Below are 14,104 nucleotides of genomic sequence, written 5' to 3'. Positions count from 1 at the left end.
GGACACCGCCGGACATTTTTGTTGAGGGGAGGGCCCCGCCATTGATGGCGGGGCCTTTCTCATTTGTCGGGATGTGGACACCTGGTGGGTATCTCCTCGACCGTGCTCAGCTGATCTGGTCGACCCTGCGGTTGGCCTCGGCTGTTGGTCGTGGTCTTCATGCCCTGATTCGCGGCCAGGCGGCCGAGGCGAGCCGATGGGTTACGTCCTGTACGGGCCGATGACGCGATAACCTCGTTAGGTGCGAGGTGGCGGGCGTATTCGTCAGCGCGGCCAACGGCGAAGATTGACGCGGACTAGGGACGGCTTCTCCAGTGCCTGTTGCGGTGCCTTTGCGGCAAGGAAGAGCTTCCCGCGCTGCTGTGCCCGGCGGGGATAGGGGCTCGGGGGGCGAACCGGTCCGGTAGCGGGGACGTCAGAACCTCGAACGTCTCCTGCCAGGGTCAAGGCTGTGGTTTTCGCTCACCGCAAGAATGGTTAGTCTTCACTCGCCGACGATCAGCGGTGGTTTGCGCCCCTCCTGCCGCCGCTCCAACGGCAAGATCAGACATAGGGGCGCAGATCGCGTTGGTACCAGGTGCCTGACTTACCGCCGAGATCGGCTGGGGTGGCTGGGCCGACCGGGACGAACCCGGCCTTGGTCAGCACCTTTCGGGACGCGGCGTTGTCGTGGGAGGTGGCCGCTCGCAGTGTGCGCAGCCCGTGCCGCGTTGCGGCGATCCGGCACAGCTCTTGGACGCACTTGGTCGCCACACCGCGGCCGGCGACGTGTTGCGCGACCCGGTAGCCGAGTCTTGCGGTGCCGTCCCGGATGTCGTACAGGTTGAACCGGCCCAGCGCCGAGCCGTCACCAGCGACGAGCACGTAGAAGGCACAGGTTCCGGCCTCTTGCTCAGCCAACAAGGCGCTGTGCCGATCGAGGAACTGGTCGAAGAACTCGTCCCCGCGATCAGAGATTGAAGCAGCGAAGTACGCACGGTTCGCCAGCTCGAAGGCTAGAACCGCCGAGCCATGGCCAACGTGCAGCTGCACTAGCTCAGGCACCGTCCAACTCTACCCAGATAGTTCGCTAAGGCCACCGATCATTTCGCCGCGAGCAGCCAGCCCCAAGGACCAGGCGGCATGGCGCTCTACGACTGGTGCGCTAGGAGTCTTGTCCATTGGCGTTGTGTAGTTCGATGATGGGGCTTCTGTCGCCTGCCTTGCTGTCGCGGATGCCGATTGTGTTCCGGGAGGATTTGGCTATTTCCACGCAGTCACCGCTGGGAGCGCTGTAGCTGGACTTGCGCCAGTCGATGTGGTGTTGCTTCACGATTCTGGCCCTGCCTGTCGGCTCAGCCGGTCAGCCGCGTCCTCTAGAAGAGAGCGACTCTCCAGCGCGGGCAGTGCGGCCAGCCGGAGACGGTCATGTAGCTGTTCATACCCCTGCTACCTCTGGCGGAGCCGTATGTACAAGGTTTGTGGTGGTCATCGGGGATGACCACCGTTGGACCGGCCGGGCCAGGGTGGCGAACTTGTCCAGGATGCTCGTCGGAGGTCAGGCCGCGTTGTTCGCGCAGTGCGTGTAGTTCGGTGGCGAGGCGTCGCCGTCGGACGAATGGGCTGGGCACCAGTGACCTCCAGAGATCGGGCCGATGAGCGGGGGGAGGGGCGCCGCTCGGGGTTCGGCGTGTCAACTCCGTGTGATCAAGAGATTTCTGAGAGTGCCGTCGATAGTCGCGCTGTTCAGATGCGGGAATCTGATGGGCGGCGGTTCGCTCGGTCGCGTTGCGGGGGCGAACGTTCTGCGCGTGAACGGCGCGTCGCCCGGTTTGAAGGTCGCGTTTGGCTGTCGCGGTTCGAGTAGTGCGTGGGGGCATTCGTTGTCATCCCCAGGTCGGAGATGCCGACCGGAGGGGCACGGTCGCGGCAGTGCTTTTGTTTGTCCTGCTCCGCTCTGTGGCAGCTTGCTCGGTGAGGAGGACGATCTGTGGTCTTACGGCATCAAGTGTGAGGCCAACTCAGTGTGGTGTTGCTTGACCCAGGCATGGGCGGCTTGCACCTCGTCTACGGCTCCGGCGTCGCGAAGACGGGTCATTGCTGGGTTTCCGGCTGTTGCGGCGGCGGTGATGCCGCGCCAGCATCGGTCTTGCCACCACAAGATCATATTTATCAGTTCGTGCCGGTTGGGTAGGCCGTAGGCGTCGCAGATCAAGCGTAGTTGCTGGGCTGCTTGTCCGATGTCGGCGATGTTGGGGCCTAGGCCTATGTATTGCCAGCACACGTGTGCGATGTCGTGGATTCGGCGTCCGGGAGCTGCTAGGTCCCAGTCGATGAAGGCTACTGGGCGCAGTCCGGCGCCTTGGTCTTGGTACACCGTGTTTTTGGGTGACAGGTCGTTGTGGCATACGACTTCTTCGTTGCCTGCCAGGGCCGTTGCGGCTGTCAGGTCGTGGAACTCGCGGACCAGCTGGGCGATTCGCGTCAGGCTTTCGTCGCTGGTTACCGCGGGGGGTTGAGCTTTTTCCCAGGCCCCGCGACCTCGGTGATCTGTCCCTAGGAGACGGGGCGCTCCGTTCCATGCGGCTCGTTCCAGCAGGGTTAGGAGTCGGTGGGTGAACGGGGAACTCGGTGCGGGGTGTCGGCGGACCGTGTTGCCGACTCGGACGCTGGTGTTCACGAAGCCACCGGGCAATGCGGACTCGGACACGAGGCCATCTCAGGTTTGGGTGGGGGTTTCCAGAGTGTTGAGGAGGGTGTTCAGGGCTGGGAGGTCGTTTTCACTGAAGACCTGGATGCCTGAACGTTCTAGGAGGGCTGCGGTGACGCCTTCGCCTGGGATGCGGGTGCCCGTGTGAGTGCCGTCGTAGATGCGGTGGCTGCCGCAGGACGGGCTGCCCTCCTTGAGGAGGGTGATGCGGGCGCCGGAGCGGCGGGCCGTCGCGAGGGCCTGGTGGGCGCCTTGGAGGAATTCGGCGGTCACGTCCTCGCCTTTGGCGGTGCGGATGCGGGCGGTGCCGTCGAGGACGGCGTGGCCGTCGCCGTCGATGATCTCGGCGGGTGGGCGGGGGACGGGGAGGCCACCCGAGATCTCCGGGCAGAACGGGACGAGGCGCCCCTCCGTGCGCCACTGTTCGAAGAGGTCGGCGTGCAGGGGCTTGGCGGCCCCGTCGTAGCGGACGGGGCGTCCCACCAGGCAGGAGCTGACCAGGATGCGTTCCACGTCTTTCAGACTAGGGCTGGTTAGCCGCGGATGCGGTCCACTGCTTTCTGGGCTATGCGGACGGCGCCGTGCGGGCTGAGGCGGGCGCCGCGCCAGGCTAGGCGGCCGCTGGCGGGGGCGACGATGAGGGCCTGGTTTCTGGCGATGCCGCGCAGGATGTCGCGGGCGAGTTTCTCGGCCGTGTAGAAGCGCGGGGCCGCCTTGGCGATGTCGGTGGAGGCGTCGCCGCTCATCGGGGTCTCGGGGAGGCCGGGGTTGACGTTGTGGAGCAGGGGTGTGTCGACGAAGCTCGGGCAGACGACGCTGACCTTGACACCGCGTCCTGCGGCCTCGGCGCGGAGGCCCAGGGACAAGCCGACGACCGCGTGTTTGGTGGCCGTGTACGGGATGCCGATGGGCATCGGGACGAGACCGGCGAGCGAGGCGGTGTTGACGATGTGTCCGCCGTGTTGCTCCAGCATGATCGGATAGGCGGCGTGGACGCCGTGGACGACGCCCTTGAGGTTGATGTCGATCGCGCGGTTCCAGTGGTCGAGGGTGAGTTCCTCAGCGAGGCCGCCGATGGCGATGCCGGCGTTGTTGAACACCAGGTCGAGGCGTCCGTGGTCGGCTCGTACGTCCTGGTAGAGGGCGGTGACGTCGGCGGGTGAGGTGACGTCGAGTGCCGCGGAGGTCGCTGTGCCCTTGCCGAGGGAGTTGAGTCTTTCGGCGACGTGGGCGGCACCTTCGGTGTTGATGTCGGTCACCATGACGGTGTCGCCGCGTGTTACCAGGGCCGTGGCGATGGCGCGGCCTATGCCGGACGCGCCACCGGTCACGATCGCGATGCTCATCGGCTTGCCTGGGTGGCGCGGCGCTGCTTTGGCTCGTTCCAGATGCCGAACGCCTTCCACAGTTGTTTGCCGGTGGGGCTGATCACGCCGAGTTCGGCCATCAGGTCACGGATCTTGCCGACGGAGTCGGAGATCTCCGCGCGGGCCGCCTCGCCCCGGTACGCCTGGCGGACGACGTCCTTCGGGATGTCGAAGTGGCGTACCATCGGGCCGGGGGGCGACAGCATGATCCGCGCCATGATGCCGAGGACGACGGGTGTCGCGACGCCGAGGACGCGGCGGCGCAGCGGGTGCATGGTCGGGACCCGGTGTCTGAGGTAGTGCCGGGCGAACGAGATGTGCCGGGCCTCCTCCGCGATGTGGATCTTCATGATGGTCTCTTCGAGCGGGTGCCTGATATGCCCGCCCTTCAAGGATTTGCGCTGGACGTAGTCGATCGGGTCCTCGCCGCCGAGGACGAAGATGAAGAACATCTCGGTGCTGACCAGCGGGATCCACGGGGCGGCCTGCGCGATGAGGCTGAGCGAGCGCGGCATGCCGCGGATCGGCAGTTTCGTGCGGTTCACGAATTCCTGGAACATCATTCCGTGGTGACATTCCTCGGTCGTCTCGTGGTAGACGTACCGGAATTCGGGGCGTCCGTTCGGCAGCCGGTAGGCGTAGTTGAGCAGCCCGCGTTTCAGCAGGTTCTCGAACTGGAGGCCGATCTTCATGGCGGTGGCGACGCGCCACAGCCCGATCCGTGCCTGGACCTCCGTAGGTTGCGCCCGGTACCAGTCTGTTTCGCCGAGGCGGTCGAACGGCGGCAGAACCCAGCGGGGGTCGTTCTGGTCGACCGTGAAATCGGGGTCGTCCCAGGGGATGTCGGCGTAGGCCTCCCAGTGCCTGTCGACGGACGCCTTGTTCAGGCGGTCGATGACGCCGAGGTAGGACTTGGTGTCCGTGACCTGTTCGCGGACTTCGTGGGCGAGTTCGTCGGGGGCTTTCGGCATGTCGGTCGCTCCCTCAGGGGGTCTCCGGTTGCGGGACGATCATCCGTGCGACGTCCTTGAGCTGGCGCAGCACGGCGGCCTGGTGGCCGTCCGCGTCGTCGTCCAGCGCGTTCTGTATGGACAGGCCGACGAACATCGCGAACACGCTGCGCAGCATGGTGGGGACGGCGTCGGCGTGCAGTCTGGTCTCCGGGAACAGCCGTTCGAACACGTCCAGGATCACCTGGAGGATCCGTTCGTTCAGGTCGCGGCACAGCGGTCGGAGCTCGTCGTCGGTGCGGGCCGCCACCGCCAGTTCGGTGAGGGCCCTGGCGGGACGTCCACGGAACACGTCCCAGAGCAGGTCGAGCGCGCCGGACACGTTGCGCCGTTCGGGCGGCAGGTTCGCGAACGCGGTCTCGTACGCCAGGCGTTGCGCCTCCAGCAGATGCTCCAGGGCCGCCGCGACAAGGACCATCTTGGTGGGGTAGTGGTGCTGCTGCGCGCCGCGTGAGACGCCCGCGCGGCGGGCCACCTCCGTGGTGGACGTCCCGGACCAGCCGAGGTCCACCAGGCATTCCATCGTCGCCTCCAGGAGGCTCGCCTGGGTGCGCGACCGGCGTTCCTCCTGCGTGCGGCGGCGGGACGGGCCGTGCCCGTGGTGTCGTCGGCTGCTCAGGGTCACGTCTCCGACGGTACGAGCGGCACATACAAGCAAGCAAGCCTGCATGTATGTTGTCCGCGTCACAATTGGACGGCCTGTCTTATTGCGGTGGTCGGCGTACCCCGGGTGGCGTAGGCGGGGGCGCGGCGGTGCTTCGTGGGGAGCAGGCGGGGTGCCTCTTCTGGCCTGACGACGGGTGGTGGAGGGCGCCGCGACGATCCTCGGCATGGGAAACGCAGCAGAGGCAAGGCGAACGATCAACGAGGACGCGGGCGCCGCGAAGGGCGGCGCCCGGACCGTCCATCTCACGAAGGTCTACGGGTCCGGCGACATGGCGGTGCGCGCGCTCGACGACGTCAGCGTGGTGCTTCCGGACGGCCGGTTCACCGCGATCATGGGGCCGTCCGGCGCCGGGAAGTCCACGCTGATGCACTGCGTGGCGGGGCTGGAGGACGCGACGTCCGGCCAGGTCTTCGTCGGCGACCAGGAGCTCGGCGCGCTGTCGGACCGGCGGCTGACCAGGCTGCGGCGCGAGCGGATCGGGTTCGTGTTCCAGGCGTTCAACCTGCTCCCGACGCTGACCGCGCGCGACAACATCCTCCTGCCGATGACGCTGGCGGGCACGAGCCCCGACGCGGAGTGGCTGGACACGGTCGTGCGCGTCCTGAAGCTGGGGGACCGGCTGTCGCACCGTCCGTCGGAGATGTCGGGCGGGCAGCAGCAGCGGGTCGCGCTGGCCCGGGCGCTCGTCACCCGTCCGCAGATCATCTTCGCGGACGAGCCGACCGGCAACCTCGACTCCCGCACCGGCGGCGAGGTGCTGGCGCTGCTCCGGGGCGCCGTGGACGACCTGGGCCAGACGGTCGCGATGGTCACTCACGACCCGAGCGCGGCGGGCCACGCCGACTCGGTGGTGTTCCTCGCCGACGGTCGGATCGTCGACGTCATGGACGCCCCCACGGCCGGCCGGGTGCTGGACAGGATGCGCGGACTGGGGGACCACCGATGATGGGTCTCGTCTTCAAAGAACTGTGGGGACGCAAGCGCCGGATGGTCGGCTCACTGGTGGCGGTGTTCCTCGGTGTCGCTTTCCTTATGGGGACGCTCGTGCTTGGTGACACCCTCGCGTCGAGTATCGACGGGTACTTCTCCAAGGCGTACGGCCAGACGGACGTCAGTGTCCGCAACTCGACCAGTGTCAGCGACGAGCCGTGGGGGTCGCGCGGTCAGATCGACGCCTCCGTCCTGGACAAAGTGCGTCAGGTGGACGGTGTCGCCAACGCCGAACCAGTCATCGAGGGTTCGGGGCAGCTGCTCGCCAAGGACGGAACCATTGTCGAGTCGCGCGGCCCGCGCCGTGCCGGGAACTGGCTGAACGATCCGAAGCTCAACCCGTACCGGCTCGCGGAGGGCCGGGCGCCGCGCGCGCCGAACGAGGTCGTCATCAACAAGATGTTCGCCGACGAGGGGAAGCTGAAGGTCGGCGACCGGACGGCGGTGCTCACGCCGGAGAAGGTCCCGGTGACCGTTGTCGGGATCAGCATGTTCGGTGACGAGGAGGCGTTCGGGGAGACGTCGTTCACGGCGTTCAGCCTGGACGGCGCCCGCACGTACGTGGCGAAGGCGTCCGACCAGATCACCGGCGTGTCCGTGCGGGCCGCGGACGGGGTCAGCCAGGACGAGTTGGCGTCCCGCATCAAGCCCGTCCTGCCCGCCGGGACCGAGGCCGTCACGAACAAGGCGCAGGTCGACGAGGGCATGTCCAAGGTCGAGTCCGGTTTCCTCCAGATCTTCCGGACGGTCCTGGCCGCGTTCGGCGGGGTCGCGCTGCTCGTCGCCGCGTTCAGCATCCACAACACGTTCGCGATCACGACGGCGCAGCGGACCCGCGAGTCGGCGCTGCTGCGGGCCCTCGGCGCGGGGCGCCGCCAGGTCATGGCGATCGTCGGGGTCGAGGCCCTGGTCATCGGGGCCGCCGCGACTCTCGCCGGGCTCGCCGGGGGGATGGGGTTCGCGGCGCTGCTGCGGTGGCTGTTCACGCAGTTCCGGATCGGGATCGCGATGGAGGGCCTCACCGTCGCCACCACCTCGCTTCTGATCGCGGTGCCGGTCGGGCTGGTGGTGACGCTGGTCGCCGCGCTCGGACCTGCGGTGAAGGCGTCCCGGGTGGCGCCGCTGGCCGCGCTGCGCGAGGTCGCCACCGAGTCGGCCCGCGCGACCGACACGCGCGTGATCGTCGGGTCTGTGCTCGGCGCGGTCGCCGCCGGGACCGTGGTGCTGGGCGCGGTCAGTGAGCAGATGGCGGTGGCGGGCGTGGGCGCGTTGCTGTGCGTGGTCGCGATGGTCGCGCTCGGGCCGGTCGCGGCCCGTCCCGTCGCGGCGCTGATCGGCGGGCCCGCCGCCCGGACGAGGGGCGTGCCGGGGGCGTTGGCGCGCGACAACGCGTCCCGCAGCCCCAAACGCACGGCGGGCGCCGCGGCCGCGCTGATGATCGGTGTGGGTGTCGTGACGCTGATGACGGTGTTCATCGGGTCGCTCGGCGCGTCCCTGGAGGACAGCGTCGCGGGCTCGTTCAAGGGGCCGCTCGTCGTCAACTCCGGAAACAACGAGACGGGCGGGTTCAGCACCGGGGTCGCCCGCGACGCCGCGAAACTGCCGCAGGTCGAACGGGTCGCGGGTGCGGGCAACGGCGGCATGCGGGTGGACGGCGACCCCTCCACCGTGAGCGTCGCCGACCCGTCCGCCCTTGGCAAGGTGCTCGACCTGGACGTCACCCAAGGCGCTCTGTCTGGTGCGGGCACGTTCGCGGTGTCGAAGAGCGTCGCGGACGACAAGGGTTGGCGTGTCGGTTCGCAGGTCCCGGTGACGTTCGCGGACGGCTCCTCGCAGCGGCTCACGGTCGGCGCCGTCTACGACAACACCGACCTGACCGGCGACTACCTCGTCCCGCGCACCGTGTGGGACGCGCACACCCGGCAGCCGCTCGACACGCGGGCGTTCGTCGTCCTCAAGGACGGCGCGTCCGTCGCCGAGGCCAAGCAGGCGCTGACCGCGCTCGCCAAACCGTACGGGTCGCCGGAGGTCCAGACGCGGGACGACTTCGTCTCCGCGCAGACTGAGGAGATGCAGGGTTTCGTCACGGTCGTGTACGGACTGCTGATCCTCGCCATCGTGATCGCGCTGCTCGGCATCGCGAACACGCTTTCGCTAGCCGTCCACGAACGGACCCGGGAACTCGGGCTGTTGCGCGCTGTCGGCGCGACCCGTCCGCAGATCAGGTCCATGGTGCGCTGGGAATCGGTGATCGTCGCGCTGTTCGGCACGGCGGGCGGGATCGGGCTCGGCCTGTTCCTCGGCTGGGGGCTCGGCACCGCGCTCGGCAACCCGTTCGCGCCGCCCGTCATCACGCTGGTGGTCGTCGCGCTGGTCGGCGCGGTCGCGGGGGCGCTCGCCGCGATCCGGCCCGCCCGGCGCGCGGCGCGGCTGGCGATCCTGTCGGCGATCTCCGCGCCGTGACGGCGCGTCCCGTCCCCCCGTCGATCGGGCGGGGGGACGGGACGCTGCGTACCCGGCCCTGGCTACAGTGAGTCCATGCAGGTCAACCAGTCGGGGAAGCTCACCAGCGTCTGTTACGACATCCGCGGCCCGGTGCTCAAGCGCGCCAAGCAGCTGGAGGCCGAGGGCAACAACATCCTCAAGCTGCACATCGGCAACCCGGCCCCGTTCGGGTTCGAGGCCCCGCCCGAGCTGCTCCAGGACATGATCCGCAACCTGCCCGACGCGCACGGCTACAGCGACTCCAAGGGCATCCTGCCCGCGCGCCGCGCCATCGTGCAGCGCATGGAGGACGACGGCGTGACCGGCGTCGACGTCGAGGACGTCTACCTCGGCAACGGCGTGTCCGAACTGATCGTCATGACGTTGCAGGCGCTGCTGAACGACGGCGACGAGGTGCTCATCCCCGCGCCCGACTACCCGCTGTGGACGGCGGCGGCGTCACTGTGCGGCGGGACGCCCGTCCACTACCTGTGCGACGAGGCCGCCGACTGGGCGCCGAGCCTCGACGACATCGAGGCGAAGATCGGCGACCGGACGCGCGCGCTGGTGCTGATCAACCCGAACAACCCGACCGGTGCGGTCTACCCGCGCGACGTGCTGACCGGCGTCGTCGAGCTCGCCCGCCGCCACAACCTGATCATCTTCGCGGACGAGATCTACGACCGGATCCTGTACGACGACGCCCGGCACATCCCGATCGCGTCGCTGGCCCCCGACCTGCTGTGCCTGACCTTCGGGGGGCTGTCGAAGAACTACCGGGTCGCCGGGTTCCGCGCCGGGTGGGTCGTGCTGTCAGGCCCGAAGGAGCACGCCGAGTCCTACATCGAGGGGCTCGACATACTCGCCAACATGCGGCTCTGCCCGAACGTCCCCGGACAGCACGCCGTGCAGGCTGCGCTCGGCGGATACCAGAGCATCAACGAGCTCGTCCTGCCGACCGGACGCCTCGGCGAGCAGCGCGACCGCGCCTGGAAACTGCTGAACGACCTGCCGGGCGTGAGCTGCGTCCGTCCCATGGGCGCGCTGTACGTGTTCCCGCGCCTCGACCCGGAGATGTATCCGATCGAGGACGACATGCGCTTCGCGCTCGACCTCCTGGAGCAGCAGAAACTTCTCGTCGTCCAGGGCACGGGCTTCAACTGGCCCGCCACCGACCACTTCCGTGTTGTCACGCTCCAGTACGCCGACGACCTCGAAGAGGCCGTGGGCCGTATCGGCGAGTTCCTCCACACATACCGTCGCTGACCTCCGGGATCAGGCGGTGGCGGCCTCGTCGAGACGGCGGAGCGCGCCCCGCACGACGTCCGGGTCGGTGGTCGCCCAGAACGGCGGCAGCGTGCTCTTGAGGAAGCTTCCGTAGCGCGCCGTCGCGAGCCGTGGGTCGAGGACGGCGACGACGCCCCGGTCGTCCATCGACCGCAGCAGCCGCCCGGCGCCCTGCGCGAGCAGCAGCGCCGCGTGCGTCGCCGCCACGGCCATGAACCCGTTGCCGCCGCGCGCCGCGACGGCCCGGGACCGTGCCGACGAGACCGGGTCGTCCGGACGGGGGAACGGGATCCGGTCCATGATCACGAGTTGGAGTGAGGGGCCGGGGACGTCGACGCCCTGCCACAGCGACAGGGTTCCGAACAGGCAGGTCCGCTCGTCGTCGGAGAACTTCTTGACCAGCAGGGACGTGGAGTCGTCGCCCTGGCACAGCAGCGGATGGGTCAGGTGGTCCTTCAGCTCGTCGGTGGCCTGCCGGGCCGCCCGCATCGAGGAGAACAGGCCGAGAGTGCGGCCGCCCGCCGCCTCGATCAGCTCGGTGATCTCCGTCAGGTAGGCGTCGGCGAGCCCGTCCCGCCCCGGTTGCGGCAAATGTCGCGCGACGTAAAGGATGCCCGCCTTCGCATGCTCGAACGGTGACCCCGCGTCGAGCCCCGACCAGGAGATCTCCGACTCCTCGGCCTTCTCCGTCGCGGTCCTGGCCAGGCCCTCCGCCGCCGTCTTGGCGTCGCCCGCGGTCCCGGTCAGGGGCGGCAGCCCCCATTGCCGGGCCAGTGGCTCGAACGACCCGCCCAGGGTCAACGTCGCGGACGTGAGGATCGCGGTGCGCTGTTCGAACAGCGTCGTCCGCAGCAGCCCGCCGACCCCGATCGGCGCGACGTGCAGCGCGGGCGGACGGTTCGGCCGCCCGTCCTGGACGAACGGCTTCTCCAACCACACCACGTCGAACTGTTCAGCCGCGTCGGGCTTGAACGCCTCCAGCGTCCGCACAGCCGTGTCGTGCAGTTCCTCCAATGACGACCGTGCCGCCTTGCGCGCGGCCATGTCACCGGGCTCTGCGTCCTTCCGCTCTGGCCCGAGCCCCGTGACACAGGCGTGCAGGGCGTCTCGAACTACGGCCAGGGAGTTGCCGAGCGCGGGGGACAGGTCGTCCATGCGTCCGGACGGCAAATCCTCCAGCAGGATCCCGAGCCCTTCCCCGGCCTCCTTCAACCGGTCGGCGACGGCCTCCTCGATGAGTCGCCCGCACCGGCGCGCCGCCACCTCCACGGCGGCGGCGCTCAGATCGCCGGTCGCGACCGACGTGACCCGGTCGACGAGTTCGTGCGCCTCGTCCACGATCACCACGTCGTGTTCCGGCAGGACCTGGAACTCCTCCAGAGCGTCGATCGCCAGTAGCGCGTGGTTCGTGACCACGATGTGGGCCTCGCCCGCCTCCGCGCGGGCCAACTCGGAGAAACACGACGTGCCGTGCGGGCAGCGCTGTGCGCCCAGGCACTCCCTGGCGCTGACGGCGACCTGCCGCCACGCCTGCTCGCTCACCCCCGGCACCAGCTCGTCGCGGTCGCCGGTCTGGGTCTCCTCCGCCCAGTCGTTCAGCCGCTTGACCTGCCGTCCGAGCGTCGACAGCTGCTGCGGGTCGAACAGGCTCGGGCCCTCGTCCTCCTCCGGCACGCCGGTCTGCACCCGGTGCAGGCACAGGTAGTTGCGGCGGCCCTTGAGGATCGCGAACCTCAGCTCCGTCCCGAGCAGCGGCCCGAGCGCCTCCGCCAACCGTGGCAGATCGCGGTCGACGAGCTGACGCTGCAACGCGATCGTCGCCGTCGACACGACGACGGTCGTCTCCTTCTCCACGGCGTACCGGATCGCGGGCACCAGATAGGCGAGCGACTTGCCCGTCCCGGTACCGGCCTGAGCGGCGACATGCTCGCCCGACTCGATCGCCTTCTCCACCGCCTGTGCCATGCTCACCTGCCCCGGCCGCTCGGCGCCTCCGATGGCGGACACGGCCGCGCTGAGCAGCGCCGACACGTCGGGAATCTGGGTATCGCTGTTGTTCAGCAGATCAGGGGCGGGCACGTCGCACAACGCTACAGCCCACGACGGACACCCGCGCCCCGGGCGGAGTTATCCACAATCCTGGTGGCGGCGTCGCGAGCCGGGTGGGGGCTGCGAGGGTCGAGGACATGACAGCACTGGTGATCCGAACCGCCGAGGACGCGATCGCGGCCGTCCCGTACCTGCTGGGGTTCCACCCGTCCCGCAGCCTCGTCGTGATCGGCTTCGAGAGCGACACGAACGGCACCTGCGCGATCCGGCTCGACTTACCCTCGTCCGACGCCGCCGACCGGGTCGCCGACCTCCTCTCGGGCAACGGTTTCCGCCGCTCCCTCCTCCTCGGCTACGGTCCCGACGACGAGGTCCGCGACTCGGTGGCCGACCTGCGCCCCGCCCTGGTCGCCGCGGGCGTTCCCGCCTCCGAGGCCATCCGCGTCGCCGACGGCCGCTGGTGGTCCCTCACCTGCGCCGACGACTGCTGCCCGGCCGAAGGCACGCCCTACGACAGCGCCACCACCCTCATCGCCGCCCAGGCGACCTTCGCGGGCCAGGTCGCCCTGGCCGACCGCTCCGACCTCGTCCGCTCCCTGGCCCCCTTGGACGACCCCACCCGCACCTCCATGCGAGAGGCGACTATCCGCGCCGAACAAAGCCCCCCACCCGAAACCCGCACCGAGGCCCTCGACTTCATCACCACCACCCTCCACCGTGCCCGCACCGGCACAAGCCCCACCGACGACGAGACGGCCCGCCTGGGCGTCCTCCTCACCGACATGCGCCTCCGCGACGAGGCCTGGGTCCGCATCGACGGGGACGCCCCGTCCGCCGACATCGCCCTGTGGCGCGACATCGTCCGCCGAGTGGAACCGCCCTACGTCCCCGCCCCCGCCTCCCTCCTGGCCTACTCCGCCTACATAGCGGGCGACGGCGGCCTGGCCAACATCGCCCTGGAACGAGCCCTGGACGCCGACCCCGGCTACACCATGGCCCTCCTTCTGCGCCAGGTCATCAACACCGGCATCCCACCATCCAAGCTCCGCCTCCGCACAACCCCCGCCCAACTCGCCACCGACTACAACGACCACCAACAAACAACCTGACTCAGGGGGAGACGGCTTCGCCGGGGGTGCCGGGGTCGAGGCGGCGGGTGGGGTTGCGGGCGTTCCAGGCGCGCATGCGGGGCGGGTAGCCGACGATCTGGACGTCGTAGACGGGGAGGCCGAGGTCGCGGGCCACCTTGCCGATGACTTTGGGGGAGCCGACGCGGCGGCGGGTCCATTCGCCGTCGTGGGCGACGGCGACGGCGGTGGTGTCGGTCGCGAAGGTCTCCGGCTCGACGAAGAACTCGACGCCACGGCGGGAGCGGGCGAACGCGATCAGCGCCTCGATGTCGGAATCGGTCGCCTCACGGTCGAACTTCGTCACGGTCGACCCGCGGTTCTTGCGGATCCCGAATCGGTCCCGGAACCTCATTGTCCACCCTGTCGTCTGGTGCCGCCCCGGAGCCGTTCCAGGGCCGGTTGTGGTGTACGACGATAACGCCGGTCCGGGG

The 14,104-nt window shown here is 69.1% G+C and carries 13 protein-coding genes; 4 read left to right on the top strand and 9 right to left on the bottom strand.

Annotated elements, in window-relative coordinates; translation table 11 throughout:
* Window positions 1-543: 543 nt before the first annotated feature.
* From ABD808_RS38320 to ABD808_RS38290, 7 genes are all read right to left on the bottom strand, one after another.
* Entirely contained in the window at window positions 544-1,044 is a 501-nt protein-coding gene (locus tag ABD808_RS38320; RefSeq protein WP_344908443.1) for a GNAT family N-acetyltransferase, read from the bottom strand.
* Between the two features lie 100 nt (window positions 1,045-1,144).
* Window positions 1,145-1,312 (bottom strand): DUF397 domain-containing protein, encoded by a 168-nt coding sequence (locus ABD808_RS38760; RefSeq protein WP_425549029.1) that lies wholly within the window; start codon window positions 1,310-1,312, stop codon window positions 1,145-1,147.
* A 663-nt stretch (window positions 1,313-1,975) separates the two neighbouring features.
* Entirely contained in the window at window positions 1,976-2,659 is a 684-nt protein-coding gene (locus ABD808_RS38310; protein ID WP_344908440.1) for a phosphotransferase family protein, read from the bottom strand.
* A 39-nt stretch (window positions 2,660-2,698) separates the two neighbouring features.
* Window positions 2,699-3,202: a 2-thiouracil desulfurase family protein gene (locus tag ABD808_RS38305; protein WP_344908437.1), complete on the bottom strand. Its 504-nt coding sequence runs from the start codon at window positions 3,200-3,202 to the stop codon at window positions 2,699-2,701.
* Between the two features lie 20 nt (window positions 3,203-3,222).
* Window positions 3,223-4,035, bottom strand: a complete 813-nt coding sequence (locus ABD808_RS38300; protein WP_344908434.1) for an SDR family NAD(P)-dependent oxidoreductase — start codon at window positions 4,033-4,035, stop codon at window positions 3,223-3,225.
* Window positions 4,032-5,027, bottom strand: a complete 996-nt coding sequence (locus tag ABD808_RS38295; protein WP_344908431.1) for an AurF N-oxygenase family protein — start codon at window positions 5,025-5,027, stop codon at window positions 4,032-4,034. The genes ABD808_RS38300 and ABD808_RS38295 overlap by 4 nt, the downstream gene beginning before the upstream one ends.
* A gap of 13 nt (window positions 5,028-5,040) precedes the next feature.
* The gene (locus ABD808_RS38290; protein ID WP_344908428.1) at window positions 5,041-5,691 is read right to left on the bottom strand and encodes a TetR/AcrR family transcriptional regulator; all 651 of its coding nucleotides are present in this window, start codon (window positions 5,689-5,691) and stop codon (window positions 5,041-5,043) included.
* A gap of 205 nt (window positions 5,692-5,896) precedes the next feature.
* On the opposite strand from ABD808_RS38290, the gene ABD808_RS38285 reads away from it, so the two are divergent.
* From ABD808_RS38285 to ABD808_RS38275, 3 genes are all read left to right on the top strand, one after another.
* Window positions 5,897-6,679 carry an ABC transporter ATP-binding protein gene (locus ABD808_RS38285; protein ID WP_344908425.1) on the top strand — a complete coding sequence of 261 codons (783 nt, stop codon included), beginning with the start codon at window positions 5,897-5,899 and terminating at the stop codon, window positions 6,677-6,679.
* Window positions 6,676-9,186, top strand: coding sequence for an ABC transporter permease (locus ABD808_RS38280; RefSeq protein WP_344908423.1), 2,511 nt, complete (start codon window positions 6,676-6,678; stop codon window positions 9,184-9,186). Before ABD808_RS38285 ends, ABD808_RS38280 begins: the two co-directional genes overlap by 4 nt.
* A gap of 75 nt (window positions 9,187-9,261) precedes the next feature.
* On the top strand, window positions 9,262-10,473 hold the full coding sequence (locus tag ABD808_RS38275) for a pyridoxal phosphate-dependent aminotransferase (RefSeq protein ID WP_344908420.1): 1,212 nt from the start codon (window positions 9,262-9,264) through the stop codon (window positions 10,471-10,473).
* Window positions 10,474-10,482: 9 nt separating this feature from the next.
* Here the strand turns inward: ABD808_RS38275 and ABD808_RS38270 are convergent, their stop codons facing one another.
* Window positions 10,483-12,573, bottom strand: a complete 2,091-nt coding sequence (locus ABD808_RS38270; protein ID WP_344908417.1) for an ATP-dependent DNA helicase — start codon at window positions 12,571-12,573, stop codon at window positions 10,483-10,485.
* A 107-nt stretch (window positions 12,574-12,680) separates the two neighbouring features.
* Here ABD808_RS38270 and ABD808_RS38265 point away from each other — a divergent pair, with 107 nt between their 5' ends.
* Window positions 12,681-13,652, top strand: a complete 972-nt coding sequence (locus tag ABD808_RS38265) for a DUF4192 domain-containing protein (RefSeq protein WP_344908414.1) — start codon at window positions 12,681-12,683, stop codon at window positions 13,650-13,652.
* A gap of 1 nt (window position 13,653) precedes the next feature.
* On the opposite strand, the gene ABD808_RS38260 is transcribed toward ABD808_RS38265, so the two are convergent.
* Entirely contained in the window at window positions 13,654-14,025 is a 372-nt protein-coding gene (locus ABD808_RS38260; RefSeq protein WP_344908412.1) for a hypothetical protein, read from the bottom strand.
* Window positions 14,026-14,104 lie beyond the last annotated feature (79 nt).

This window comes from Actinomadura meridiana, assembly GCF_039537545.1.
GTDB classification, from domain to species: domain Bacteria; phylum Actinomycetota; class Actinomycetes; order Streptosporangiales; family Streptosporangiaceae; genus Spirillospora; species Spirillospora meridiana.
Note: the sequence above shows the minus strand (reverse complement) of the source record. Positions and strands in the feature narration are given on the sequence as shown.